Annotated in this window: 25 protein-coding genes, 1 other RNA gene and 1 pseudogene; 7 read left to right on the forward strand and 20 right to left on the reverse strand. The window is 59.9% G+C overall.

The window, feature by feature from the left end; translation table 11 throughout:
- Window positions 1-202 precede the first annotated feature (202 nt).
- From gcvH to ACA073_RS25355, 9 genes are all read right to left on the reverse strand, one after another.
- On the reverse strand, window positions 203-586 hold the full coding sequence (gene gcvH / locus ACA073_RS25315; RefSeq protein ID WP_497400357.1) for a glycine cleavage system protein GcvH: 384 nt from the start codon (window positions 584-586) through the stop codon (window positions 203-205).
- 50 nt (window positions 587-636) lie between these two features.
- On the reverse strand, window positions 637-1719 hold the full coding sequence (gene gcvT / locus ACA073_RS25320) for a glycine cleavage system aminomethyltransferase GcvT (RefSeq protein WP_497400359.1): 1083 nt from the start codon (window positions 1717-1719) through the stop codon (window positions 637-639).
- A gap of 156 nt (window positions 1720-1875) precedes the next feature.
- Entirely contained in the window at window positions 1876-3492 is a 1617-nt protein-coding gene (locus ACA073_RS25325; RefSeq protein WP_497400361.1) for an ABC transporter permease, read from the reverse strand.
- 208 nt (window positions 3493-3700) lie between these two features.
- Window positions 3701-4705 (reverse strand): extracellular solute-binding protein, encoded by a 1005-nt coding sequence (locus ACA073_RS25330; RefSeq protein WP_497400363.1) that lies wholly within the window; start codon window positions 4703-4705, stop codon window positions 3701-3703.
- A gap of 223 nt (window positions 4706-4928) precedes the next feature.
- Window positions 4929-6146 (reverse strand): 2-octaprenyl-3-methyl-6-methoxy-1,4-benzoquinol hydroxylase, encoded by a 1218-nt coding sequence (locus ACA073_RS25335; protein ID WP_497404224.1) that lies wholly within the window; start codon window positions 6144-6146, stop codon window positions 4929-4931.
- Window positions 6147-6155: 9 nt separating this feature from the next.
- The gene (locus ACA073_RS25340) at window positions 6156-6641 is read right to left on the reverse strand and encodes a DUF4442 domain-containing protein (protein WP_497400365.1); all 486 of its coding nucleotides are present in this window, start codon (window positions 6639-6641) and stop codon (window positions 6156-6158) included.
- A complete protein-coding gene (gene ubiH, locus ACA073_RS25345; protein ID WP_497400366.1) occupies window positions 6634-7821 on the reverse strand; it encodes a 2-octaprenyl-6-methoxyphenyl hydroxylase in 1188 nt (395 codons plus the stop codon). The genes ACA073_RS25340 and ubiH overlap by 8 nt, the downstream gene beginning before the upstream one ends.
- Window positions 7818-9152: a Xaa-Pro aminopeptidase gene (pepP, locus tag ACA073_RS25350; RefSeq protein WP_497400368.1), complete on the reverse strand. Its 1335-nt coding sequence runs from the start codon at window positions 9150-9152 to the stop codon at window positions 7818-7820. Before pepP ends, ubiH begins: the two co-directional genes overlap by 4 nt.
- 27 nt (window positions 9153-9179) lie before the next feature.
- Window positions 9180-9740, reverse strand: coding sequence for a YecA/YgfB family protein (locus ACA073_RS25355; protein WP_497400370.1), 561 nt, complete (start codon window positions 9738-9740; stop codon window positions 9180-9182).
- 211 nt (window positions 9741-9951) lie between these two features.
- Here ACA073_RS25355 and ACA073_RS25360 point away from each other — a divergent pair, with 211 nt between their 5' ends.
- The 4 genes from ACA073_RS25360 to ACA073_RS25375 all read left to right on the forward strand — a co-directional run bounded on the left by ACA073_RS25360 (window position 9952) and on the right by ACA073_RS25375 (window position 11377).
- Window positions 9952-10161 (forward strand): TIGR02449 family protein, encoded by a 210-nt coding sequence (locus tag ACA073_RS25360; RefSeq protein ID WP_461952723.1) that lies wholly within the window; start codon window positions 9952-9954, stop codon window positions 10159-10161.
- The gene (locus ACA073_RS25365) at window positions 10158-10475 is read left to right on the forward strand and encodes a cell division protein ZapA (protein ID WP_007942435.1); all 318 of its coding nucleotides are present in this window, start codon (window positions 10158-10160) and stop codon (window positions 10473-10475) included. Before ACA073_RS25360 ends, ACA073_RS25365 begins: the two co-directional genes overlap by 4 nt.
- Window positions 10476-10505: 30 nt before the next feature.
- Window positions 10506-10684, forward strand: a non-coding RNA gene (gene ssrS, locus ACA073_RS25370) — 6S RNA.
- An 87-nt stretch (window positions 10685-10771) separates the two neighbouring features.
- A complete protein-coding gene (locus ACA073_RS25375; RefSeq protein ID WP_497404226.1) occupies window positions 10772-11377 on the forward strand; it encodes a 5-formyltetrahydrofolate cyclo-ligase in 606 nt (201 codons plus the stop codon).
- 35 nt (window positions 11378-11412) lie between these two features.
- On the opposite strand, the gene ACA073_RS25380 is transcribed toward ACA073_RS25375, so the two are convergent.
- The gene (locus tag ACA073_RS25380; protein ID WP_007942433.1) at window positions 11413-11565 is read right to left on the reverse strand and encodes a hypothetical protein; all 153 of its coding nucleotides are present in this window, start codon (window positions 11563-11565) and stop codon (window positions 11413-11415) included.
- A 202-nt stretch (window positions 11566-11767) separates the two neighbouring features.
- Between ACA073_RS25380 and ACA073_RS25385 the strand changes: the two genes are divergently transcribed.
- Window positions 11768-12220, forward strand: a complete 453-nt coding sequence (locus tag ACA073_RS25385; RefSeq protein WP_497400372.1) for an EVE domain-containing protein — start codon at window positions 11768-11770, stop codon at window positions 12218-12220.
- A 70-nt stretch (window positions 12221-12290) separates the two neighbouring features.
- Here ACA073_RS25385 and ACA073_RS25390 read toward each other — a convergent pair whose 3' ends face one another.
- The gene (locus tag ACA073_RS25390; protein ID WP_497400374.1) at window positions 12291-12698 is read right to left on the reverse strand and encodes a flagellar basal body-associated protein FliL; all 408 of its coding nucleotides are present in this window, start codon (window positions 12696-12698) and stop codon (window positions 12291-12293) included.
- A 150-nt stretch (window positions 12699-12848) separates the two neighbouring features.
- Between ACA073_RS25390 and ACA073_RS25395 the strand changes: the two genes are divergently transcribed.
- Complete coding sequence (locus tag ACA073_RS25395) at window positions 12849-13826, forward strand: NADPH:quinone oxidoreductase family protein (protein ID WP_497400376.1); 978 nt, start codon at window positions 12849-12851, stop codon at window positions 13824-13826.
- Window positions 13827-13925: 99 nt separating this feature from the next.
- Here ACA073_RS25395 and ACA073_RS25400 read toward each other — a convergent pair whose 3' ends face one another.
- From ACA073_RS25400 to ACA073_RS25435, 8 genes and pseudogenes are all read right to left on the reverse strand, one after another.
- Window positions 13926-14540, reverse strand: a complete 615-nt coding sequence (locus ACA073_RS25400) for an energy transducer TonB (RefSeq protein WP_497400378.1) — start codon at window positions 14538-14540, stop codon at window positions 13926-13928.
- A 178-nt stretch (window positions 14541-14718) separates the two neighbouring features.
- A complete protein-coding gene (locus tag ACA073_RS25405) occupies window positions 14719-15387 on the reverse strand; it encodes a gamma-glutamylcyclotransferase (protein WP_497400380.1) in 669 nt (222 codons plus the stop codon).
- A gap of 313 nt (window positions 15388-15700) precedes the next feature.
- Window positions 15701-16666 carry a CDP-6-deoxy-delta-3,4-glucoseen reductase gene (locus ACA073_RS25410; protein ID WP_497400382.1) on the reverse strand — a complete coding sequence of 322 codons (966 nt, stop codon included), beginning with the start codon at window positions 16664-16666 and terminating at the stop codon, window positions 15701-15703.
- Window positions 16666-18132 carry a 4-hydroxy-3-polyprenylbenzoate decarboxylase gene (gene ubiD, locus ACA073_RS25415; RefSeq protein WP_497400384.1) on the reverse strand — a complete coding sequence of 489 codons (1467 nt, stop codon included), beginning with the start codon at window positions 18130-18132 and terminating at the stop codon, window positions 16666-16668. Before ubiD ends, ACA073_RS25410 begins: the two co-directional genes overlap by 1 nt.
- A gap of 80 nt (window positions 18133-18212) precedes the next feature.
- On the reverse strand, window positions 18213-20168 hold the full coding sequence (locus ACA073_RS25420) for an acyltransferase family protein (RefSeq protein ID WP_497400386.1): 1956 nt from the start codon (window positions 20166-20168) through the stop codon (window positions 18213-18215).
- A 139-nt stretch (window positions 20169-20307) separates the two neighbouring features.
- Window positions 20308-21567: a transcription termination factor Rho gene (rho, locus tag ACA073_RS25425; RefSeq protein ID WP_007942421.1), complete on the reverse strand. Its 1260-nt coding sequence runs from the start codon at window positions 21565-21567 to the stop codon at window positions 20308-20310.
- Window positions 21568-21816: 249 nt separating this feature from the next.
- Window positions 21817-22146: a thioredoxin TrxA gene (gene trxA, locus ACA073_RS25430; RefSeq protein ID WP_003206727.1), complete on the reverse strand. Its 330-nt coding sequence runs from the start codon at window positions 22144-22146 to the stop codon at window positions 21817-21819.
- Window positions 22147-22266: 120 nt separating this feature from the next.
- A pseudogene (locus tag ACA073_RS25435) lies at window positions 22267-22371 on the reverse strand (GntR family transcriptional regulator); the annotation flags it as partial.
- Window positions 22372-22621: 250 nt separating this feature from the next.
- On the opposite strand from ACA073_RS25435, the gene ppx reads away from it, so the two are divergent.
- The gene (gene ppx / locus ACA073_RS25440) at window positions 22622-24124 is read left to right on the forward strand and encodes an exopolyphosphatase (protein WP_497400388.1); all 1503 of its coding nucleotides are present in this window, start codon (window positions 22622-22624) and stop codon (window positions 24122-24124) included.
- A 212-nt stretch (window positions 24125-24336) separates the two neighbouring features.
- Here the strand turns inward: ppx and ppk1 are convergent, their stop codons facing one another.
- The gene (gene ppk1, locus ACA073_RS25445) at window positions 24337-26559 is read right to left on the reverse strand and encodes a polyphosphate kinase 1 (protein ID WP_497400390.1); all 2223 of its coding nucleotides are present in this window, start codon (window positions 26557-26559) and stop codon (window positions 24337-24339) included.
- Window positions 26560-26561: the final 2 nt, after the last annotated feature.

The following is a 26561-nucleotide window of genomic DNA, read 5'->3' on the forward strand; positions in this document are numbered from 1 at the left end:
GATGCAACACGGTCAAACCAGCATAGCAGCCACTGCCAAAGCGAACCCTGTGGGAGCGGGCTTGCTCGCGAAAGCGGTATAACAGCAACATTGATGGTGGCTGATACACCGCTTTCGCGAGCAAGCCCGCTCCCACATTGATGGATTTTTATCGCCCACAAAAAAGCCCCGACAAGTCGGGGCTTTGGGTGACGCTGAAGGCTTACTCGCCGATGGCGGCTTTGTAGCCCGCTGCATCGAGCAGCTTGTCCAGGTCAGCGGTGTTGCTTGGTTTGAGCTTGAAGATCCAGGCACCGTACGGGTCGGAGTTGAGCAGTTCCGGATTGGCGCTCAGTTCTTCGTTGATCGCAGTCACTTCACCGGCAACCGGGGAGTAGATGTCGGAAGCGGCTTTGACCGACTCAACCACACCGGATTGATCACCGGCAGCGAAGACGGTTCCGACTTCGGTCAGCTCGACGAACACCACATCGCCCAAGGCTTCCTGAGCGTGATCGCTGATGCCCACGGTGACGGTGCCATCGGCTTCCAGACGGGCCCATTCGTGACTTTCGGCAAAACGCAGGTCGGCAGGGATATCGCTCATGTTCTGTGTCCTCAAGAAAATTGTCAGCGGTCGTTGCCCGCCAGAAAAGGTTAGATCAAGGTTTTGCCGTGGCGTACGAAGGTCGGTTTGACCACTCGGACCGGGTACCATTTGCCACGGATTTCCACTTCTGCGCGGTCGGCAGTCGCCATCGGCACGCGCGCCAGTGCAATCGACTTGCTAAGCGTAGGAGAGAAACTACCACTGGTGATCTCCCCTTCGCCAACATTGGCGATGCGGACCACTTGATGAGCGCGCAAAACCCCGCGCTCCTCAAGGACCAGACCGACCAGTTTGTGCTGAACGCCACCCGCCCGCTCGGCTTCCAGGGCAGCACGGCCGATGAACTGACGAGTGGCCGGTTCCCAGGCAATGCTCCAGGCCATGTTCGAGGCCAGCGGCGAAACGTCTTGATGAATGTCTTGCCCGTAGAGGTTCATGCCGGCTTCGACACGCAAGGTATCCCGTGCGCCGAGCCCGATCGGCGAAATGCCCGCGCCCACCAGGTCATTGAAGAAGCCAGGCGCCTGATCGGCCGGCAGAATGATTTCCAGACCGTCTTCACCGGTGTAACCGGTGCGCGCGATGAACCAGTCACCGTCTGGCTGACCTTCGAACGGCTTGAGTAGCTGGATCAGGTTGCCGCGAGACTGGGTGACCAGTTCGGAGATTTTGTGTCGGGCATGCGGGCCTTGAATGGCCAGCATCGCCAGCTCCGAGCGCTCGATGAGCTGCACATCGAAGCCGACAAGATGAGCCTGCATCCACGCCAGGTCCTGATCGCGGGTGGAGGCGTTGACCACCAGGCGATAACCCTCGTCGAGGCGGTAGACGATCATGTCGTCGACGATACCGCCGCGCTCGTTGAGCATGCTGCTGTACAAGGCACGGCCGGGGCTGTGCAGGCGCTCGACGTCATTGGCCAGCAAATGCTGAAGCCAGGCCTTGGCCTGCCCGCCGCTGACATCGATCACGGTCATGTGGGATACATCGAAAACCCCGCAATCGCGGCGCACCTGATGGTGTTCCTCGACCTGCGAGCCGTAATGCAGAGGCATATCCCAACCGCCAAAATCGACCATCTTCGCGCCGAGGGCGAGATGAAGGTCATACAGAGGCGTACGCTGTCCCATGGGTTTCTCCTTCCGGGCGTGGCGAGGGTGCGGGCAGGCGCTGCACGGGGTGAAAGCCTTGAAATAGAAGGCTTTCAGCCGATTTCAGCTACCGGGTCTGTAAGACGGACCGCACCGAATGCCGCGCATTGTAGCCTCAAGGTGTAGGACTGACACCTAGGTGTTTCGATGCGCTGAACGTCGAATCAATCCGATGACCGGTAACAACCCGACCAGAACCAGAGTCAACGCCGGCAACGACGCCCTCGCCCACTCGCCTTCGCTGGTCATTTCAAAGATGCGCACGGCCAGCGTGTCCCAGCCAAACGGCCGCATCAGAAGGGTCGCGGGCATTTCCTTGAGCACATCGACGAACACCAGCAGCGCAGCACTCAATGTGCCGGGCAGCAATAGCGGCAGATACACTTTGAAAAACAGTCGTGGCCCACTGATTCCAAGGCTACGTGCCGCTTCGGGCAAAGATGGCCGTATTCGCGCCAGGCTGCTTTCCAGCGGTCCATAAGCCACCGCGATGAAACGCACCAGATAGGCCAGTAGCAACGCCGACAAGCTGCCCAATAGCAAAGGTTTGCTCGCCCCGCCGAGCCAACCCGAAACGGGGATCACCACCTCGCGATCCAGATAACTGAACGCCAGCATGATCGACACCGCCAGCACCGACCCCGGCAGCGCGTAGCCGAGATTGGCCAGGCTGACACCGGAACGAATCGCCCGGGTCGGCGCCAGGCGCCGGGCAAACGCCAGCACCAGCGCAACGCTGACGGTGATCAACGCCGCCATGCCGCCCAGATACAGTGTATGAACAATGAGCCCGGTGTACCGCTCATCCAGATCGAAACGCCCGCGCTGCCAGAACCACACCACCAGTTGCAGCACCGGAATGACGAAGGCGCAGGCAAACACCAGGCCGCACCAACTCATCGCCGCCAGCGCTTTGAAGCCACGAAGGTGATACAGCGCCTTCACTCGCGGTCGCTCGTTGCTCGTCCGGTTGGCCCCGCGCGCGCGACGCTCGCCGTACAGCACGACCATCACCACCAGCAGCAACAGGCTGGCCAGTTGTGCGGCAGTCGAAAGGCTGAAGAAGCCGTACCAGGTTTTGTAGATCGCCGTCGTGAACGTGTCGAAATTGAACACCGACACGGCACCGAAATCCGCCAGGGTTTCCATCAGCGCCAACGCCACACCCGCGCCGATGGCCGGCCGCGCCATCGGCAAGGCAACCCGCCAGAACGCCTGCCACGGCGACTGCCCCAGGACTCGCGCCGCTTCCATCAGGCCTTTGCCTTGCGCCAGGAACGCGGTGCGTGCCAACAGGTAAACGTAGGGATAAAAGACCAGCACCAGAACGAGGATGACACCGCCCGTGGAGCGCACTCGCGGTAACCGCAGGCCAGTGCCGAACCATTCGCGCATCAGGGTTTGCACGGGGCCGGCGAAATCCAGCAGACCGACGAAAACGAAAGCCAGCACATAGGCGGGAATGGCGAAAGGCAGCATCAGCGCCCAATCCAGCCAGCGCCGCCCGGGAAACTCACAGAGACTGGTGAGCCAGGCGAGGCTGACGCCCAACAGCGTGACGCCGACACCGACGCCGAGTACCAGGGTCAGCGTGTTGCCCAGCAGGCGCGGCATCTGGGTGTCCCAGAGGTGGGACCAGATTTGATGATCGATGGTTTGCCAGGACAACAGCAAAACGCTGAGGGGCAGCAGGACCAGCGCAGCGATGGCGAAGACCAGGGGATACCAGCGGCGTTGGGCGGGGTGGGCCAAGGAAGTTCTCTAGAAAATGTGAAGCGGATGCAGGTCTGCAGTGAGTCGCATTTTGTGGCGAGGGAGCTTGCTCCCGCTCGGGTGCGAAGCAGCCGCAAAAGGTTATCAGATCACCACGCTCATGACCTGTCTGGCGCAGTTGGGGCCGCTTCGCAGCCCAGCGGGAGCAAGCTCCCTCGCCACAACAAGCTCTCTCGCCATTGAGGATTCAGTTCCAGCCAGCCCGATCCATCATGCGAATTGCTTCAGCCTGACGTTTGCCGGCGACTTCCACAGGCAAATTATCAGCGACGAACTTGCCCCAGGCGGCGACTTCCTCGGACGGCTGAACGGCAGGGTTGGCCGGGAATTCCTGGTTCACATCAGCGAAAATCTTTTGCGCTTCAGGGGTGGTCATCCACTCAACCAACGCCTTGGCCGCTTCCGGGTGCGGCGCGTGCTTGGTGAGGCCGATGCCCGACAGGTTCACATGCACACCACGATCAGCCTGGTTCGGCCAGAACAGTTTCACCGCCAGGTCAGGCTTCTGCTTGTGCAAACGACCGTAGTAGTAAGTGTTGACGATGCCGACGTCGCACTGGCCGGCATTGATGGCTTCCAGCACCGCGATGTCGTCGGAGAACACATCGGTGGACAGGTTGTTGACCCAGCCCTTGAGGATCTTCTCGGTTTTGTCGGCGCCATGCACTTCGATCATGGTGGCGGTCAGCGACTGGTTGTAGACCTTCTTCGCCGTGCGCAGGCACAGGCGGCCTTCCCAATTCTTGTCGGCCAGACCTTCGTAAGTGGTCAGCTCGCCCGGTTTCACCCGGTCGGTGGAGTAAGCGATGGTTCGCGCCCGCAGGCTCAGGCCGGTCCAGGCATGAGAAGCCGCGCGGTATTGCAGCGGAATGTTGGCGTCGATGGTTTTCGAGGTGAAGGGTTGCAGGATGCCCATTTGCTCGGCTTGCCAGAGGTTGCCGGCATCGACTGTCAGCAGCAGGTCGGCGGTGGCGTTCTCGCCCTCGGCCTTGATGCGCTGCATCAACGGGGCTTCCTTGTCGGTGATGAATTTCACCTGCACACCGGTTTTCGCGGTGTAGGCATCGAATACCGGTTTGATCAGCTCGTCGATACGCGAGGAGTAAACCACCACCTCGTCAGCGGCCTGGGCGGCAGTGCTGCCGATCAGGGTCAGGGCGAGTGCGGTCAGTAGACGCTTCGGTGCCAACATGGGAGCGATCTCTCGATATGGAAAAGTGAGGGCAAATGATAAGGACTCACATTTAGCTTCTCAATCGAACAGTTTGCGGAGGAGTTACCAGATGTTGCACGGTTTGAAATGTGTGGTGGATGTGCCGACGTCTTCGCGAGCAAGCCCGCTCCCACATTTTGAAATGCATTCCCATGTGGGAGCGGGCTTGCTCGCGAAAGGGCCATCAGCCCCAGCGAAGATGTCAGGCCTTGGCGAGCGCCGGCAAATCCCCGATCAACCCCAGCGCCTCTCGCACAAACAACGCCTTGGCCTCCGGCATCTGATCAACCATCTTCAACCCGGTATTACGCAACCAGCGTACCGGCAATGGATCCGCCTGGAACAAACGCTCAAAGCCCTCCATCGCCGCCATCAACGCGAGGTTATGCGGCATGCGCCGGCGCTCGAAGCGGCTCAGCACTTTCACGTCCGCCAACCGCTCGCCACGTTCAGCCGCTTGCAATAGCACTTCGGCAAGCACGGCGGCATCGAGGAAACCGAGGTTCACGCCCTGCCCGGCCAACGGGTGAATGGTGTGCGCGGCATCACCTATCAGTGCCAGGCCTTCAGCCACGTAACGCTTTGCATGGCGCTGACGCAGCGGCACGCACAGACGCGGGTCGGCGCTCTCCACCGTTCCGAGTCGGCCCTCGAAGGCGCGCTCCAGTTCACGACAGAACCTATCGTCATCCAGCGCCATCAAGCGTTCGGCCTCACTCGGCGTGGTCGACCAGACGATCGAGCACCAATCCTGCCGACCGTCCCGCTCCAGCGGCAGAAACGCCAATGGACCCTGATCGGTAAACCGCTGCCAGGCCGTCATTTGGTGAGGTTGTGAGCTGCGCACGCTGGTGACGATCGCATGATGCAGATAATCCCACTCGCGCGTGGCCACACCGGTCAGGCGCCGCACCGCCGAGTTGGCACCGTCCGCCGCGATCACCAACGGCGCCCGCAACGTACGGCCATCGGCCAGGGTCAGCAGCCAGTCATCACCGGAGCGGCGCATCTGCTCCAGACGCGCATTGGCCAGCATTCCCAGGTCGCAGTCGTGCAAGCGGTCGAGCAAGGCGTCCTGAACCACACGGTTCTCGACGATATGCCCGAGCACCTCGGCATGCACACTGGTGGCCGAAAAGTGGATCTGCCCGGTGCCGCTGCCATCCCACACGTGCATATCGGTGTATGGACTGCAGCGCCGCTCGGCGATGCCGTCCCAGACACCCAATCGCTCAAGAATCCGTTGGCTGGCAGCCGACAAGGCGCTCACTCGCGGCTCGAACGACGCCTGCCCGTCGAAGGGTTTGACGCTCATCGGGCTACCGTCCAGCAGCAGGACTTCCAGCCCGCTGTCCTGTAACGCCAGCGCCAGGGTGCTGCCGACCATTCCGGCCCCGACAATCAACAGATCTGCGCGCATTTCCATGCTTTAAGCCTGTCTCGCTTGCGGCTTGAGCCGCACGTAAAGGGTTTTCTGGACCCGCGCCACCAGGGTGCCGGCGCCGTCGTGGATATCGACCTGCAATTGCGGCAGGTATTTTTCGCCGTTAACCGTTTGTTGGCGGATCTCGTCGAGCAAGGTTTCGTCGATCCTGAAGCTGGCGAACACCGGGCCTTTGCCCGGCGAGATGAAATCGATGTCCGCCGCTTTGTCCCAGACGATGTAGTGGCGTCCGAGGTTTTCCATCAGCATCAACATATAGAACGGATCAACCATCGAATACAGGCTGCCACCGAACTGCGTGCCGACGTAATTACGGTTGTACCAGCTCAATCCCATGGACACCCTGACGTTGCGAAAATCATCGCTGATGTGTCGCACACGAACCCCGGCGCCAAGGTACGGCGGGTAGAAGGACATGAACCAACGCAGCAATCGTGCTTTGCCGAACGTGCTCGTCAGCCACTTAACCATCGGAACGCGTACCCAGACCCATGGCCTGTCGGGCGAACCAGCGCTTGGCCGGCGGCAGCAGATCGAGGCCGAGCAAGCCAATGTTTCGGCCCAGCGAAACCAGCGGTTGAGTGCTGCCGAACAATCGCGTGACCTGATCGGAAAACCCCACGGTCAGGTTTTGATCCATCCGCTGGCCCTCGCGGTAAGCCTGCAAGGTCGCAAAGTCGCCGGGCGCTTTCTCGCTCGCCAGCAGCGCATCCGCCAACGCCTGCGCATCACGCAGGGACAGGTTGAAACCCTGGCCGGCAATCGGATGCAGGCTGTGAGCGGCGTTGCCGAGAATCGCCAGATGCGGACGCACCTGCTCTTCGGCTTCAATCAGTGTCAGCGGATAAAGATGCCGCACGCCGACCTGTTTCAAGGTGCCAAGGCGATAACCGAACACGCCCTGCAATTCGCTGAGAAAACTGCGCTCATCAAGGGCCGCCAGCCGTTGCGCGTCCATGCCCAGACGGGTCCAGACCAGGGCGCAGCGGTTTTCCGGCAGCGGCAACAACGCCATCGGGCCGTCGTCGGTGAAACGTTCGAACGCCATGCCGTTATGCGCTTCGCTCGGGGTGATGTTGGCGATCAGCGCACTCTGGTTGTACGGGCGTTTCTTGATGCCGATCCCCAGTTGCTCGCGCAGACCGGAACGGCCGCCATCAGCGAGCACCGCAAGGTCGCATTCCAGGGTGGTTTCATCATTGAGCGTCAGGCGATAGCCATCGGTCACCGGTTCCAGGCGCGTGACTTCCGCCGGGCAGCGCCAGGTGACCACGTCCTTGTCCAGACCTTGCCAGAGGCATTGGCCGAGCCATGCGTTTTCCACCACATAGCCCAGCGCCGGCACGCCCTCTTCCATCGCCGACAATCGTGCGGTGGAGAAACGGCCACGGTCCGAGACGTGAATCTGCTTGATCGGCTCGGCGCGGCGGGAGATTTCCTGCCATACGCCCAACCGTTGATAAATCTGCTTGGCGCCGTAGGACAGCGCCGAAGAACGGGCGTCGTAGCTCGGTTGATAGGTGTCGCCGGGGGCAAACGGCTCGATCAGCACGATCTTCCAGCCGCGCGCCTTGGCCCCGGCCTGTAGCGCCAATGCCAGGCTGGCACCGACCAGACCGCCACCGATGATTGCCAGATTGACTCGACTCATGCCGCTTCCGTCCGCGCGTCAGCCATCAAGGCCTCGATCTCGGCGACCGTTTTCGGCACGCCGTTGGTCAGGATTTCACAGCCGGTTTTGGTCACCACGACGTCGTCCTCGATGCGCACGCCAATGCCGCGCCATTTCTTCGCTACGTTCTGGTTGCCCGGGGCAATGTAGATGCCCGGTTCCACGGTCAGCGCCATGCCGACTTCCAGCACACGCCATTCGCCGCCAACCTTGTACTCGCCGACGTCATGCACATCCATGCCGAGCCAGTGGCCGGCGCGGTGCATGTAAAACGCTTTATAGGCTTCGCTGGCGATCAGCTCGTCGACATCGCCCTGCAACAGGCCCAGCTTCACCAGCCCGGCAGTAATCACCCGAACCGTGGCTTCATGCGCCTGATTCCAGTGTTTGTTCGGGGCGATTTCGGCGAATGCCGCTTCTTGCGAAGCCAGCACCAGCTCGTAGATCGCTTTCTGCTCCGCTGAATACTTGCCATTGACCGGCCAGGTGCGCGTGATGTCGCTAGCGTAACAGTCGATTTCACAACCGGCGTCGATCAGCACCAGATCACCCTCCTTGAGCACCGCGTCGTTCTGCTGGTAATGCAGGATGCAGCTGTTGCGCCCCGCCGCGACGATCGAGCCGTAAGCCGGCATCTTCGCCCCGCCCTTGCGGAACTCGTAATCGAGCTCGGCTTCAAGGCTGAACTCATGCAACCCGGCCCGGCTGGCCTTCATCGCACGGATATGCGCCTGAGCGGAAATCCGTGCGGCTTCGCGCATCACCTTAACTTCTGCCGCCGATTTATACAGGCGCATGTCGTGCAGCAGATGATCCAGCGCAACGAATTCGTTCGGCGGCCGGGCGCCGAGGTGCGCCTTGGAGCGGATCACATTGATCCAGTCCATCAGGTGTCGATCGAACTCCGGGTTGCTGCCCATGGCCGAATACACTCGGTCGCGGCCTTCAATCAGGCCCGGCAGGATGTCGTCGATGTCGGTAATGGGAAACGCGTCGTCGGCGCCAAAGTCACGGATCGCGCCTTCCTGGCCGGCACGCAGGCCGTCCCAGAGTTCTCGCTCGGCGTTGCGTTCACGGCAGAACAACAGGTATTCGCCATGCTCACGACCCGGCATCAGCACGATAACGGCTTGAGGCTCGGGGAAACCGCTGAGGTACTGGAAGTCGCTGTCCTGGCGGTAAACGTGCTCGACATCGCGATTGCGGATGGCTACCGCGGCGGCGGGTAAAATGGCAATGCTGTTGGGTTCCATCTGCGCCATCAAGGCCTTGCGGCGACGGCTGTATTCCGATTTCGGGATATGAATCATGGGCAGATGGCTTTTCCTGGCTCGCGATTAATGCAACGACGGTTTGGCGGCAGCCGGTGCGTCCGGCTTCCTGGTTTCGGAGAACAGCAGCAGCGGCGCGACACGCAGGTATTCCATCACTTCCATGTAGTCGCTTTCGCCGTCGTCGGATTCTTCCAGCGCGTCTTGCACCTGGGCGATGGCCGCCAGATCCTGCAACACTTCGGTGGCCTCGGTGCTCAGCATGCTACTGTCACGGCAGTTCAAGCCGAAACCGCTGAGGAAGCCCTGGCACCATTGGCCCAGTGCGGCGGCACGGTCAGCCAGCGGCTCGTCATCCGTCGGCAGCAGCAGAACGACGGTCACGTCGTCGCCGGTGAGCTCGCCCTTGACCATCTCTTGCAGGCCGATCAAGGCGTTGCGAACGTTGTCTTGCGGTTCGCCTTCGAGCAGCTCGGCGGCATCAACCAGCCAGCCTTCGGCATCGAAGCCGGCACCGGCGCAACTGCGACCGAGGAGCAGGCCGTGCAGTTCGGCAGGCGAGACGGGGTGACCGCTGGAAGTCAGCAGGGTGGCGAAGGCTTGGTACGGGGAATTCTGAATGGGCATGGGCAGCTAGGCGCCAGACGGCGCTATGTCTAGAATGAAGGCCTTGTATCCTACATCGACTACCCCTGTAGGAGCGAGCTTGCTCGCGATGAACCCGAGAACGCAACGGGGTAACAGGCTCCCAGTGTTATCGTTGACGTCCATCCCGAGCAAGCTCGCTCCTACAGTAGTCCGCACGCAACCACCCATCAGATATGACTCAGTGGACATAATGGAAGACACCGACCTGCAAGCGCTGATGGCCAGACTCGAACTGCTGATTAAGCGGGTCGAGCAACTTAAGAGTCAAAACGGACTCCTATTAGCTCAGGAAAAGACCTGGCGCGAGGAACGCGCTCACCTCATTGAAAAAAACGAAATCGCCCGGCGTAAGGTCGAATCGATGATTTCGCGCCTCAAGGCCCTGGAGCAAGACTCATGAGTTCAAGCAATAGCGTTACCGTGCAGATCCTCGACAAAGAATATTCGATCATCTGCCCTCAGGAAGAGCGCAGCAATCTGGTGAGCGCTGCCCGTTACCTGGACGGCAAGATGCGCGAAATCCGCAGCAGCGGCAAAGTCATCGGCGCCGATCGCATCGCCGTGATGGCCGCGCTGAACATCACGCACGATCTTCTGCACAAGGAAGAACGCCCGGATGTGCAGGCCAGCGGCTCGACCCGCGAGCAGGTTCGTGACCTGCTGGACCGCGTCGATCTGGTGCTCGCCACCGATCCGGACGTCACCAAGGGCTGATTCGTCGGACCGCTTGGGTTATACTCGCTGCACTCCCTGGGGTGCTTGCCAGTTGACCACGTCCCTGAGCCGATTCGCACTACCCTGGAGGCTGCACGTTGGGCTGGTGTGCATGTCCGCTAGACGGAAAGCCTTAAAGCCTACTGCATCTTCCACCTTGAACTTTCGGGTTCAAGGGCTAAGTCAGCAGCGGTTCATCCGGGGAGCCTGATTCCAGTCCGATGCCGGTTTAAATACCGGCATCGGCTTTTTTACGGGTACGCTTTATGTACCCGACCCTTCTGAAGCCCGAATCCATGACCGAACCTGCGCTGCTGCCCCGCCCGCAACTTCGACGCATGCTGCGCAAGGCCCGCCGCGCACTCACACCCAGTCAGCAACGCCAGGCCGCTCGCGGGCTGTACAAACAATTGGCCCAGCAGCCGTTGTTTCGCCGCGCAAAACATATCTCCCTGTACCTGCCGACCGATGGTGAAATCGACCCGCGCGTGTTGCTGCGCGCCGCGCAACGTCGGGGCAAGGCGACTTATCTGCCGGTGCTCAGCGCCTGGCCACGGACCAAAATGGTGTTCCAGCGGATTCGTCCTGGTGAAAAACTGAAACCCAACCGTTTTCGCATTCTCGAACCCAGGCACAACCTCGCCCGGCAACGCAAAGTCTGGGCGCTCGATCTGGTGCTGTTGCCCTTGGTGGGATTCGACGATGTCGGCGGACGACTCGGTATGGGCGGCGGCTTCTACGATCGAAGCCTGGCCTACCTGGCGCGACGCAAAAACTGGCGCAAACCGACGCTATTGGGCCTGGCCCATGAATGTCAGAAGGTCGAGCGCTTGGCGCAAGCGAGCTGGGATGTACCGTTGCAAGGAACGGTTACGGACAGGGCCTGCTACTTCTCAGGCTAGACGCCACTGGAATCAGCGGCGTCGAAAAGACAGGATCAGCGCTTGAAGGCCGACGGCTGTTGTTGCTGCGCGATTTCAATTGGCGCATCGGTCTTGTTGTTCCACAGGCTTTGGGCATAGCCAGTGGTCACGACGCCAAGGCCGAACAAAATAACCAAAATCCATAGTAAATCCGGTTTGCGTTTCATCGATTGCCCCCCAAAGGCACATCAATACGATGACAGCAGCGGTTTCCGTTGTAGGTGTAGGCCGTGCAGCAGCGTCAAGCTTTAGAAGGCCGGCATTCTGCGACAACGTGAACCGACACGCAAACGCTGGCGTCAACCGACTGTCGGTTTGTCATAAAATTGCCCGACAACTTGCCCACCTGACTCGCAAGGAGCAAAAACCATGGCCTACTGGCTGATGAAATCCGAGCCCGACGAACTCTCGATCAAAGGTCTGGAGAAGCTTGGCAAAGCGCGCTGGGACGGGGTTCGCAACTACCAGGCGCGGAATTTTCTAAGGGCGATGGCGGTCGGTGACGAGTTCTTCTTCTATCACTCCAGCTGCCCTGAGCCGGGGATTGCCGGGATCGGCAAGATTGTCGAAGCGGCCTATCCGGACCCGACTGCACTGGAGCCGGAAAGTCATTACTACGATCCGAAGGCCACCACTGAGAAAAACGCCTGGAGCGCGATTGATGTCGCGCATGTCGAGACGTTTTCCAGGGTGTTGAAGCTGGATTATTTAAAGCAGCAGACGGCGCTGGCGGAGATGCCGCTGGTGCAGAAAGGCTCGCGGCTGTCGGTGATGCCGGTGACGGCTGAGCAATGGGCGGCGGTGATTACGTTAAGGCCTTGATCAATTTATTGCCTGAAAGAATGCCTTCGCGGGCTTGCTCGCGAAGAGGCCGGCCCGGACAGCAAAACTCTTACTGGATAATGAGGTTGTTAAACAACAAATCCTCAACCACTGGCTTGCCAGTCTCATCATTCATGATCTGCTGGGTCTGCTTCAACGCTTCCTGACGCAGCTTTTCCTTGGCCTCGACGTTGTTCATCGCCTCGGTAGTCTGCTGGGCAAACAGCGCCACCAGCTGATTACGAATCAACGGCTCGTTGGCCTTCACCAGTTTGGTCGCCTCGTCACCGGTCACCCGCAATGCCACATCAGCCTTGTAGACTTTGAGCTTCGGCGTGCCGTCCAGCCCATAGTTACCCACGAACGGCGGGCTCAGGGTGATGTAATTGACCTTCTGGGCTCCACCTTCTTTGGCTTCTTCAGCCACTGCTGCCACAGGCAGAGACAGGGCCAGCAACAACATGATCCACGCTTTCACAATTCGCTCCTTATCCGGTTTGCGGCCTAGCATAACGACCCGCCGCGCAAGCACAAGCTTATGGCTGACTATCAGGGCGGGGCATGCTCGTTGACCCGTCGACTCACACACCTACACTTATCGGCCATCACTCCCAAAGGAATAGCCCTGATGAAAGCCGTGCTGTGCAAAGCCTTCGGCCCTGCCGAATCGCTGGTGCTGGAAGACGTCGCCAGCCCTGTCGCGAAGAAGAATGAAATCCTGCTGGACGTGCACGCCGCCGGGGTGAATTTCCCGGACACGCTGATCATCGAGGGCAAATACCAGTTCAAACCGCCCTTCCCGTTTTCCCCGGGTGGCGAAGCGGCCGGCGTCATCAGCGCCGTGGGCGAGAAGGTCAGCCACTTGAAAGTCGGCGACCGGGTCATGGCGCTGACCGGCTGGGGTAGTTTTGCCGAGCAGGTCGCCGTTCCAGGCTACAACGTGCTGCCGATCCCGCCCTCCATGGACTTCAACACCGCCGCTGCTTTCAGCATGACTTACGGCACCTCGATGCACGCGCTCAAGCAACGCGGCAACCTGCAACCGGGTGAAACCCTGCTGGTGCTTGGCGCTTCCGGTGGTGTCGGCCTCGCCGCCGTGGAAATCGGCAAAGCCATGGGTGCCCGCGTGATCGCCGCCGCCAGCAGCGCCGAAAAACTCGCCGTAGCCAAGGCGGCCGGCGCCGACGAACTGATCAACTACACCGAAACCAGTCTCAAGGACGAAATCAAACGCCTGACCGATGGCCAGGGCGCGGACGTGATCTACGACCCGGTCGGCGGCGACCTGTTTGACCAGGCCATCCGCGCCATTGCCTGGAATGGCCGGTTGCTGGTGGTCGGTTTTGCCAGCGGACGCATTCCGGAGTTTCCTGTAAACCTCGCACTGCTCAAGGGCGCAGCGGTGGTTGGCGTGTTCTGGGGATCGTTTGCCCAGCGCCAGCCTCAGGACAACGCGGCGAACTTCCAGCAGCTGTTTGGCTGGTTTGCCGAGGGCAAGCTGAAGCCGCTGGTGTCACAGGTGTATCCGCTCAGCAACGCGGCACAGGCGATCAATGATCTTGGCCAGCGCAAGGCAGTTGGGAAGGTGGTGGTTCAGGTTCGCTGAATCGCCGCAGGACACAAACAAGGCCAGAACAACTCCTGAGGTTGTTCTGGCCTGATTGTTTACATGACTATAAAGGCGGGCCGCGCTCCACGCTCGCAATCAAAGCAACTCGCGAATGTCCTTAGGAAGAAAACGCACATAACGCGTCGCCTGATGCGTATTACAACGCCGAACAATCGAAGGCACGCTCTTGTTGAGTTCGGCGATGAGCGCCAGACGCTTCTCCTCGGGCAACTGCATAGGCGAGAGGGAATGGGTCAGATAACTGCGGGTCCAATTGAACACAGGTAAATCCACCCAGGAGAAATCTGCGACCTGCAGCGCAACTTTGGCGACGTCTCCACAACTCAACTTTTTCAACTCCTCATTGGCGTGAATCGGCAGCTTGTCGTCCAACCTGAAAACCATCGGCGCGACCACCTGGATTTCCGCAGGTCGCTCGCGGGAAATGGACCAGGGTTTGTATCGCCATTGGCTCACCGCCGTTAGGGAGGCTTCGACAAGTTCGGGATGCGCGTCCTTTGAGGCCTCTACCTTGCTGACCGATCCATCGGCGTGGGCGATGAAACTGACACGCAGCATGCCGGTTATACCGTCTCGGTAAAGTGCCACAGGGTAAACCGGTTTGGGATTGTTCTCCGGAATCAGGAACACCTCCCCAGCCCGAACTTCAATAGATAAAACCAGCAAAAGCACACACACGAACCACCGCATAAACCCTCCCCTTCACCACTGAAAAACCAGATCTGGCACCAGTACAAAGGTTAAGGCTCGATGATTGTTTACGTAACGCCATGGCTTCCTGTTCAGGCGCAGGACATTTCCCAAAACCCCGCCCTACTCCGGGCATAACCGCGTCAAAAATGGTCGCGAGGTAACAATTCCCACACAGTCAGACCCGCGAAGCAATCACCTGATCGGCTTTTGATTTGCAGCGCTTTAGCCGCGCCTCCAGATTCCGGTCTGGCATGGCGTGGCTACGCAGGGCGTGGGCGGTCTGCTCGACATAATCGCGGGTGGTGCCGTAGCGCCCGCTAGCGTTTTCGAACACATGGCTCAGCACATGATCCGGCAAGTTGCCGGCATAGCTGGGCAAGTGTCGCTCCAACACGAAACCCAATGCCTGAACCTGGCTTCCGTCTTCAAGACGGCAGTTAAGCCAGTGTGGGCGATAGGACGGAAATGGCATTTCGCGCTGCCACAAGGCATACAGCGAAGCTTCGAGTTGTTCTTCGGGCAAACGGTAAGCGAAGCCGCTGCAAGAGCCGCCGCGATCCAGACCAAACACCAGCCCAGGCACTTCCGGCGTGCCGCGATGTTCGTGGGACCATAGATACAAACCGCGATGGTAGCCATGCACCCGGCCACGAACGCGCTCAACCGCCGCGCATTCAGGACGCCAGATCAGCGAACCATAGGCAAACAGCCAGACCGGTCCGCCCTTGTGGCGCGCCATGGTCGATTGCATCGAGCTGAGCAATTGTTCGTGCGTAAGCTGCGGCCCCAGATCGAGCCGCGGAGGGTAAGCCAGATTCAAAAAAGCAGATTCAATGGCGGTCATGGCGAATAGCGTTCAGCTCCCCGCGGGTGATGAATTACTTAATAGAACGCACCGCTGTAACAATAAGGCACATATGTTTTAAGGCAATTTAAGTGCCATGGCACAGTTTTAAATAATTGCCTGAATACATATAACCTACCGGCATTTATAAAAAATTATAAATACCAATCGGCTATATATGGGGTTATAACCAGAGGACCTGTAGGAGCGAGCTTGCTCGCGATGGAGGCAAGGACAACGCGTGCATCCAACTGCACGCGTTATCGTTGACCTCCATCGCGAGCAAGCTCGCTCCTACAGGGGGGCAGCGTCATCATCTAGGCGCGTACGCAAACACATCCGCGCGCATCTGATGAGCATCCATCCCGGCTTCGACCAACGCATCCAGCGTGCCGTAGACCATCGCCGGAGAGCCGCTGGCATAGACGTGCAAGGATTTCAGATCCGGGAAGTCTTCGCACACCGCCTCATGCAGCATGCCGCCACGCCCCTGCCAGCCACATTGATCGCTGACGACTTTATGCAGGAACAGATTGGGCAGTTTCAGCCATTCATCCCAATGTTCGATCTCATAAAAGTCTTCGGGACGACGCACGCCCCAATACAGATGCACCGGATGTTTGAAGCCCGAGGCCCGGCAATGTTCGATCAGGCCATGGATCTGGCCCATGCCGGTACCCGCAGCGATCAGCACCAACGGAGCGTCCGGCAACTCGGCCAGATGCGCATCGCCAAATGGCATGTCGATTTGCACCATCGTGTCGCGCTGCAGTTGTTTGATCAGATTTTGTGCACTGGCCTCGCGCACCAGCACGTGGATTTCCAGATCTCGCCCGGCAGAAGGTGCCGACGCCAGGGAGAAAGATGACTTTTCGCCATTGTCCCGATGAATCATCAGGTACTGACCCGCGTGATAACGCGGTAGCTTGCCAGCCGGTGCCCGCAGTCGTACCCGCCAGGTATCGCCACCGACCTCGGTGCAACTGGTGACCTGACACGACAAGCTGCGCACCGGCAATTCTCCCAGCGCGAGCACGCCATCCCACAGCACGATGCAGTCTTCCAGCGGCTCTGCTATGCAAGTGTAGAACTCGCCATGGTCACGCACATGGCCGGCCTGTTCGACCCGCCCTTCCACCAGCAGCGCGGCGCACACGTGGCAATTGCCGTTGCGGCAGCTTTGCGGGCATTCATAGCCCAGACGCCGCGCGCCATCGAGAATCCGCTCGCCGGGCAGAATCTCAAGCACTGCTCCGGAGGGCTGCAAGGTTACACGCATCAATCTATTCCTAACTGATTCCAGATGGCATCGATCCGTTGGGTCACGGCATCATCCTTGACGATGACCCGGCCCCACTCGCGCGTGGTTTCGCCCGGCCATTTATGCGTGGCATCGAGCCCCATTTTCGAACCCAGGCCGGAGACCGGCGAGGCGAAGTCGAGGTAGTCGATCGGCGTGTTGTCGATCATCACCGTGTCGCGCTTGGGGTCCATGCGCGTGGTGATGGCCCAGATCACGTCGTTCCAGTCCCGTGCGTTGATATCGTCGTCAGTGACGATAACGAACTTGGTGTACATGAACTGTCGCAAAAACGACCAGACACCGAGCATTACCCGCTTGGCATGGCCAGGATACGACTTCTTCATGGTCACGATGGCCATGCGATACGAGCAGCCTTCGGGCGGCAGGTAGAAGTCGGTGATCTCCGGGAACTGCTTCTGCAGGATCGGCACGAACACTTCGTTCAGCGCCACGCCAAGAATCGCCGGTTCATCCGGCGGACGGCCGGTGTAGGTACTGTGGTAGATCGGTTTGATCCGATGGGTAATGCGCTCGACAGTGAACACCGGGAAGCTGTCGACTTCGTTGTAGTAACCGGTGTGGTCGCCGTACGGACCTTCGTCGGCCATTTCGCCCGGGTGGATCACGCCTTCGAGGATGATTTCGGCGGTGGCTGGCACTTGCAGGTCGTTGCCGCGACACTTCACCAGTTCGGTGCGGTTACCGCGCAGCAGACCGGCGAAAGCGTATTCGGAGAGGCTGTCCGGCACCGGCGTCACGGCGCCGAGAATGGTCGCCGGGTCGGCGCCCAGCGCTACGGATACCGGGAACGGCTGGCCCGGATGCTTCTCGCACCACTCGCGGTAATCCAGCGCGCCGCCACGGTGGCTCAGCCAACGCATGATGACCTTGTTGCGGCCGATCACTTGCTGGCGGTAGATGCCGAGGTTCTGGCGGTCCTTGTTCGGACCTTTGGTGACGGTCAGGCCCCAGGTGATCAGCGGGGCGACGTCGCCGGGCCAGCAGGTCTGCACCGGCAGCATCGCGAGGTCGACGTCGTCGCCTTCGATGACCACTTCCTGGCAGACCGCGTCTTTGACGACCTTGGGCGCCATGGCGATGATCTTGCGGAAGATCGGCAGCTTCGACCAGGCGTCCTTCAGACCTTTCGGTGGCTCGGGCTCCTTGAGGAACGCCAGCAGCTTGCCGATCTCGCGCAGTTCGCTGACCGCTTCGGCGCCCATGCCCATGGCCACCCGCTCCGGGGTGCCGAACAGGTTGCCAAGCACCGGAATATCGTAGCCAGTCGGCTTTTCGAACAGCAACGCCGGGCCTTTGGCCCGTAGCGTGCGGTCGCAGACTTCCGTCATCTCCAGCACTGGAGAGACGGGAATCTGGATGCGTTTCAACTCTCCGCGCTGCTCAAGTTGCTGCACGAAATCCCGAAGGTCCTTGAATTTCATTGAAGATGCCACCCCGAAAATAGGCGTACATCCTACCTGCTCTGACGGCCAAACAGCAGTCCGTCAGTGCGCAGCAGCGATCAATTGTGATTTGCGCCCAGCAACACCGGAGCAAACAACGGACTCAGCCGGGCGCTGCCGGTGTCCGACAGATGATCCTCATCCTTGTACTGTGAATGACCATTGACCTCGATGCTGCAGACCCGGTCCGCACACATCAGCGGCGCAGGATCGATCACATGCACGCCGGGGTCGGCGGCGCTCATCGAGTCGAACAAGGCACTGAGAAAATGCTGGCGCACCAAGTGCTCTTCGAGCGGACGCCCCAGCCCCTCGGCCGAGCGCCCGACCCGGGCCAGGCTCGTCAGTCGACTAACCGCGCCCTTGCGCTGCAGCGGCACTTCCTTGAACAGCCAGACCTGCGCGCCCGCTTCCCTTATCGCCGCCACCCGAGCCTTGAGCGCTGCGGCCATGCGCGCCTCGGCCTGGGCGATATTGTCGTGCTCATTGAGCAACACCTTTTTATCGCCGTCTTCACGGCCGTAAACGTACAGACTCCAGTTGGAAGCCAGCACCACATCCTTGATTTGCAGGCGGCGGACCTGCTCCATCGTCTGTTCGTTGAAATCCTTGCAGCGCTGGCGCGGGTCATCGCTGAGGATCGGCGGACAGGCGCTCATGCTGTAAAGCCACACCGGACGCCCTTCGCGGATGGCGCCACTTTTGATGGCCGGCAACAGCGCTGCGGCGTGACTGTCGCCCCAAATCATTCGGGTCGCCGGAACCTCTTCGTTCCCGCCCAGCAGACACGCCTTGTCCAGTTTCTTGTCCTTGGTCACCAGCATGCATTTCATCTGCCCGGCCCGCCATTCCCGAGCCTGCGCATACTCCAGCGCCTTGCCGGTCAGCCGCTGGGGGAAACCATCCGCCGAGCGCACCACTGAACCGGTCACCGCCAAGGCAGCCATGGCCAGCAAGCCTCCCGCCAACACCGGCTTGCGTCCGGCCAGCAGGCGTTTTTCACGAAACGGAAGCTCGACGAAGCGCCAGCTCAACCAGGCCAGGCCCAGCGCCAGCAGCATCCAGCCCGCAGCCTCCCAAGGCTGAATGCCGTCGATTGAAATGGCGTTGGCATAGACGTAGACCGGCCAGTGCCACAAATACAGGGAATAGGAGAGCAAGCCGATCCACACGAATACGCGGGCACTCAACAACTGACCGGCCCATGTCGAACCGTGCCCACCCGACCAGATCAGCGCGGTGGCACCGAGTACCGGTAGCAAAGCGGCCCAGCCCGGGAATACCGTAGTTCTGTCAAAAGTGAAAACCGCCACCAGGACGGCCGCCAACCCGGCCACGCCTACCAACTGATAAAGCCACGGTTGCACCGCTTTTTTCGACGCGGGCAAGACCGCGAGCATGGCCCCGCACAACAATTCCCAGGCACGCGTCGGCAGCGAGAAGAACGCCACGTCAGGTTTGCGCTCGATATAGGCGATATTCAGCCCGAAGGACACCAGCAGCACGGCAAACAGCATCCAGCGCCAATGGCGAACATGGCGCATCAACAACACCATCAACAGCGGAAAGAAGATGTAGTACTGCTCTTCAACGGCCAGGGACCAGGTATGAAGTAGCGGTTTCAGATCCGACGCAGGCTGAAAATAGCCGTCTTCGCGCATGAACAGAATGTTTGAAATGAACAGCGACTGATAACGAACCGTCCTTCCCAGCTCGGAGAAGTCCTTGGCCGTCAGCAGCAACCAGCCCAGCACCAACGTTGCCAGCAGCACCACGCTCAGCGCCGGAATGATGCGTCGTGCACGCCGAGCCCAGAAATCGACGAAGCTGAATCGCTGCGCGCTGATCTCGCGGAACAGGATGCTGGTAATCAAAAATCCGGAAATGACAAAGAAAACATCGACACCGACGAAGCCGCCGCTGAACGTGCTGAAACCAAAGTGAAAGAGCACGACCGGAATGACGGCCAGAGCCCGCAGCCCATCTATGTCACGCCGATTACCAAATGTGTGCATAACGTTCCTTGTCGTGTCAGATACAAAACCAATGCGAAAGGGACATCGTGGGTGCATGAAAGTTATCAATCAAGACTCAAATCTCATGCACAAAAAAAGCGCCCTGTTCGGGGCGCTCTTTTTTGCAGCGGACTGCGTGTTACTTGCGTTTCATCGACAGGAAGAACTCGTCGTTGGTCTTGGTCGTTTTCAGCTTGTCGACCAGGAACTCGATGGCGGCGATTTCGTCCATCGGGTGCAGCAGCTTGCGCAGGATCCACATGCGCTGCAACTCGTCGTCGGCGGTCAGCAACTCTTCGCGGCGAGTGCCGGAACGGTTGATGTTGATCGCCGGGAACACGCGTTTTTCAGCGATACGACGATCCAGCGGCAGTTCCATGTTGCCCGTGCCTTTGAATTCTTCGTAGATCACTTCGTCCATCTTCGAGCCGGTTTCAACCAGCGCGGTGGCGATGATGGTCAGCGAGCCGCCTTCTTCGATGTTCCGTGCGGCGCCGAAGAAACGTTTCGGTTTCTCCAGGGCGTGGGCATCGACACCACCGGTGAGCACTTTGCCGGAGCTCGGGATCACGGTGTTGTAGGCGCGAGCCAGACGGGTGATGGAGTCGAGCAGGATCACCACGTCTTTCTTGTGTTCGACCAGGCGCTTGGCCTTCTCGATCACCATTTCGGCAACCTGCACGTGGCGGGTTGGCGGCTCGTCGAACGTCGAGGCAACCACTTCGCCGCGCACGGTGCGCTGCATTTCGGTCACTTCTTCCGGACGTTCGTCGATCAGCAATACGATCAGGTGAACTTCAGGGTTGTTACGCGCGATGTTGGCAGCGATGTTCTGCAGCATGATCGTCTTGCCGGCTTTCGGCGGTGCAACGATCAGACCGCGCTGGCCTTTACCGATCGGGGCGCACAGGTCGATGACTCGACCGGTCAAGTCTTCGGTGGAACCGTTGCCGGCTTCCATCTTCATGCGCACAGTCGGGAACAGCGGGGTCAGGTTCTCGAAGAGAATCTTGTTTTTCGCGTTCTCGGGACGATCGTAGTTGATCGTGTCGACCTTGAGCAGCGCGAAATAACGCTCGCCTTCCTTCGGAGGGCGGATCTTGCCGACGATGGTGTCACCGGTGCGCAAGTTGAAACGGCGGATCTGGCTCGGCGAGACGTAGATATCGTCCGGGCCGGCGAGATAGGAAGCGTCAGCGGAGCGCAGGAAGCCGAAGCCGTCCTGGAGAATCTCCAGCACGCCATCACCGGAGATTTCCTCGCCGCTTTTAGCGTGCTTTTTGAGCAGGGAGAAAATCACGTCCTGCTTGCGCGAACGGGCCATATTTTCTATGCCCATCTGTTCGGCCAATTCGAGCAGTTCGGTAATCGGCTTTTGCTTGAGTTCAGTCAGATTCATATAGGAATGACGTAATCATTTATGGAGGGGGGGAAATTAAGCTTTTGGCTTAATGAGGCCGCGCCGCAGAGAAGGCGACAGGATCGCGTACTTATTCGAAAAGGAGTGCGTCGGCGACGGCTAGCAGGGGGCAGTGGAGAAACCAGTGCGGGGCCGAATGTACCACCTGAGTTTCGGAGCGTCTAGCCCTCAATAACGAAAAAGCCCCGCAATATGCGGGGCCATTTTTCGGACACTTTACAGCGACGCTTAGATGTTGGCGTCGAGGAAAGCCGCCAGTTGCGACTTCGACAGTGCGCCGACCTTGGTCGCTTCAACGTTGCCGTTCTTGAACAGCATCAGGGTCGGGATACCACGCACGCCATGCTTGGCCGGGGTTTCCTGGTTTTCGTCGATGTTCAGTTTGGCAACGGTCAGCTTGCCTTTGTAAGTCTCGGCAATCTCGTCCAGAACAGGAGCGATCATTTTGCAAGGGCCGCACCATTCAGCCCAGTAGTCGACCAGCACAGCGCCTTCGGCCTTGAGTACATCGGCCTCGAAGCTAGCGTCGCTAACGTGTTTGATAAGATCGCTGCTCATGGAAGTCTCCAGGTTGTAAGCAAAAAAACGTGGCCCATCATAGCCGCCCTTCCTTCGTTCAGGAAGGTGCAGATGATTGAGTCTCGCTATGGTGGTGCATGAGTTTGGGTATAGCTCAAGTCAGGACGTGGCGGGAGCGACGAAGGCCATCCCGGTGCGCAGGGCGGCGTTGCGCACATGTTCGTATATGGCCTTTTGCGGTTGCTCCTGCCAGGTTTCCATGGCCGCAGCGACAGCCTAAGAGACTTTCAGCGCCTGGAATGCCGCCTTCGCGAGCAAGCCCGCTCCCACAGTTGACCGAGTTGTCCCGACGAACGCGGTCAAATGTGGGAGCGGGCTTGCTCGCGAAGAGGCCAGCCGCTGCACCGCAAATACCCCCGTGGTAAAAGATCGCAGCCTTCGGCAGCTCCTACGCGTTGGCGTCAGCGTTTGATCGTGGCACGATGTCGAGGTTATCGACCGAGACTCCCTGACCATGCCGCAATCCCAAGCCAAGAATCTGTCCCTGATCGCCGCAATCGACCTGGGCTCCAACAGCTTTCACATGGTCGTGGCCAAGGCCCAGAACGGCGAAATCCGTATTCTCGAGCGTCTCGGGGAGAAGGTTCAGCTCGCCGCTGGCATCGACGATGAGCGCCACCTCAACGAAGAATCCATGCAGCGCGGGCTCGATTGCCTGAAGCGCTTTGCCCAACTGATCAACGGTATGCCGCCCGGCGCCGTGCGAATCGTGGGCACCAACGCCCTGCGCGAAGCTCGAAACCGCGCCGAATTCATCCACCGCGCCGAAGAAATTCTCGGCCACCCGGTGGAAGTCATCTCCGGTCGTGAAGAAGCGCGCCTGATCTACCTCGGCGTGTCCCACACCCTCGCCGACACCCCGGGCAAACGCCTGGTGGCCGACATCGGCGGCGGCAGTACCGAATTCATCATTGGCCAGCGCTTTGAACCGCTGCTGCGCGAAAGCCTGCAAATGGGCTGCGTCAGTTTCACCCAGCGCTATTTCAAGGACGGCAAGATCACCCCGGCCCGCTACGCCCAGGCGTACACAGCGGCGCGGCTGGAGATCATGAGCATCGAACACGCCCTGCACCGCCTGACTTGGGATGAAGCCATCGGCTCCTCGGGCACCATCCGCGCCATCGGCCTGGCGCTGAAGGCTGGCGGCCATGGCACGGGCGAGGTCAATGCCCAAGGCCTGGCCTGGCTCAAGCGCAAACTGATCAAACTCGGCGACGTCGAGAAAATCGACTTCGAGGGCATCAAGCCTGACCGCCGGGCGATTTTCCCGGCCGGCCTGGCAATCCTTGAAGCGATCTTCGATGCCCTCGAACTGCAACGCATGGACCACTGTGAAGGCGCCCTGCGCGAAGGCGTGCTCTATGACCTGTTGGGCCGTCATCATCACGAAGACGTCCGTGAGCGCACCCTCAGCTCGCTGATGGAGCGTTACCACGTCGATCTGGAACAAGCGGCGCGCGTTGAGCGCAAAGCGCTGCATGCGTTCGATCAGGTGGCCGAGGATTGGGAGCTGGATGACGGCGTCTGGCGCGAACTGCTGGGCTGGGCCGCCAAGGTCCATGAAGTGGGCCTGGACATCGCTCACTATCAGTTCCACAAGCATGGCTCCTACCTGATCGAGCACTCGGACCTGGCCGGGTTCTCCCGCGAAGACCAACTGATGCTCGCGCTGCTGGTGCGTGGCCACCGCCGCAATATTCCCCGGGACCGATTTGCCGATTTTGGCGACGATGGCATCAAGCTGATTCGCCTGTGCGTGCTGCTGCGCTTTGCGATCCTGTTCCATCACATCCGCGGCACTCAGGAAATGCCTCAGGTGGTGCTGCACGCCAATGGCGACAGCCTGGATGTGTTGTTCCCGGAAAACTGGCTGGACGAAAACCAGCTGACCCAGGCTGATTTCGCGCTGGAAGCGGAATGGCTGACTCGCGTGGGTTTCACCCTGAACGTGCGTTAACACTGTGGCGAGGGGATTTATCCCCGTTGGGCTGCGCAGCGGCCCTGAAACTGCCACCGTGGTGCATCAGGCAGACCACATGCGCTGACTTCACGACTGCTTCGCAGCCGAACGGGGATAAATCCCCTCGCCACAGAAGTCCCCTCGCCACAGGTAAGTAGCTAAAAAAATGGCGATCCGCAGGGATCGCCATTTTTTATGCCACGCAGGGGTTAACGCACGGCCAGAATCGGACTGCCCAAACGCTCCAGCAACGTTGCCTGCGCACTGCGCGGGTTCTGGTTGCCGGTCGGCGTGTTGCGGATGTAACGACCGTCCGCCTGCAGGCTCCAGCTGTGAGTATTGTCGGTCAGGTACAGCTCCAGCTCTTTCTTGACCCGCATGATCAGCTTTTTACCTTCCACCGGGAAGCAAGTCTCGACGCGCTTGTCGAGGTTACGCTCCATCCAGTCGGCACTGGACAGGAACATCTGCTCGTCACCGCCATTGAGGAAGTAGAAGACCCGGGTGTGTTCCAGGAAGCGACCAATGATCGAGCGCACGTGGATGTTGTGCGAAACCCCGGCGATGCCCGGACGCAGGCAGCACATGCCGCGCACCACCAGATCAATGCGGACGCCGGACTGGCTGGCCTTGTACAGCGCGCGGATGATCTTCGGATCGGTCAGCGAGTTAAACTTGGCGATGATGTGCGCCGGTTTGCCGTCGAGGGCGAACTGAGTCTCGCGGGCAATCATGTCGAGCATGCCCTTCTTCAAGGTGAACGGCGCGTGCAGCAGCTTCTTCATGCGCAGGGTTTTACCCATGCCGATCAGCTGGCTGAACAGTTTGCCGACGTCTTCGCACAGGGCGTCGTCCGAGGTCAGCAGGCTGTAGTCGGTGTACAGACGGGCGTTGGCCGCGTGGTAGTTACCCGTACCCAAGTGGGCGTAACGCACAATCTCGCCAGCCTCGCGACGCAGGATCAGCATCATCTTGGCGTGGGTCTTGAAGCCGACCACGCCGTAAATCACCACCGCACCGGCCGCTTGCAGACGGCTGGCCAGTTGCAGGTTGGACTCTTCGTCGAACCGCGCGCGCAACTCGATCACCGCAGTGACTTCCTTGCCGTTACGCGCCGCATCGACCAGCGCATCAACGATTTCCGAGTTGGCGCCGGAGCGGTACAGCGTCTGACGGACCGCCAACACGTGCGGATCTTTCGCCGCCTGGCGCAGCAGATCGACCACCGGAGTGAACGACTCGAACGGGTGCAGCAGCAGGATGTCCTGCTTGCTGATCACGCTGAAAATGTTTTCGCTGTTCTGCAGCAGTTTCGGGATCTGCGGCGTGAACGGCAGGTATTGCAGCTCGCGCTGACTGTCGAGGCCGGTGATGCTGAACAGGCGGGTCAGGTTGACCGGACCGTTGACCTGATACAGCTCGGTCTCGTGCAGGTTGAACTGCTTGAGCAGGTAGTCGGACAGCTGTTTCGGGCAGGTATCGGCCACTTCCAGACGCACCGCGTCACCGTAGCGACGGGAGAACAGTTCGCCGCGCAGGGCGCGGGCCAGGTCTTCTACATCTTCGGTGTCGACGGAAAGGTCGGCGTTTCGGGTCAGGCGGAACTGGTAGCAGCCCTTGACCTTCATGCCCTGGAACAAGTCATCGGCGTGCGCGTGGATCATCGACGACAGGAATACGTAGTTGTCGCCAGGGCCGCCGACTTCTTCCGGGACCTTGATGACTCGCGGCAACAGACGCGGTGCCGGGATGATCGCCAGACCGGAATCGCGACCGAAGGCGTCGATGCCTTCGAGCTCGACGATGAAGTTCAGACTCTTGTTCACCAGCAACGGGAACGGGTGCGTCGGGTCGAGGCCGATCGGGGTGATGATCGGCGCGATCTCGTCGCGGAAATAACGGCGGACCCAGGTCTTGAGCTTGGTGGTCCAGTAACGGCGACGGATGAAGCGGACCTGATGTTTCTCCAGTTCCGGCAACAGAATGTCGTTGAGGATCGCGTACTGGCGGTCGACGTAACCGTGCACCAGCTCGCTGATCCGGGCCAGGGCCTGATGCGGTTGCAAACCATCAGCGCCGGCCTGTTCACGGGCGAAGGTGATCTGCTTCTTGAGGCCGGCCACACGAATCTCGAAGAACTCATCCAGGTTGCTGGAGAAAATCAGCAGGAACTTCAGCCGTTCCAGCAACGGGTAGGACTCATCCAGCGCCTGCTCCAGCACGCGGATGTTGAACTGCAGTTGCGAGAGCTCGCGATGGATGTACAGGCTGCTGTCATCCAGGCCTGGAACGACAATCGCTGGCGCCGCCGGTGCGGTTTCGACCACTACCGCGGGCGGAGCAGGTTCGAGCTCCGGCGGGGTTTCGGCGATCGGCTCCACCACGGGTTTAGCCTCTTGTACGGCAACTTCAGTGAGTCCTTCGGTATTCATGG

Source organism: Pseudomonas sp. LBUM1670 (assembly GCF_059695695.1).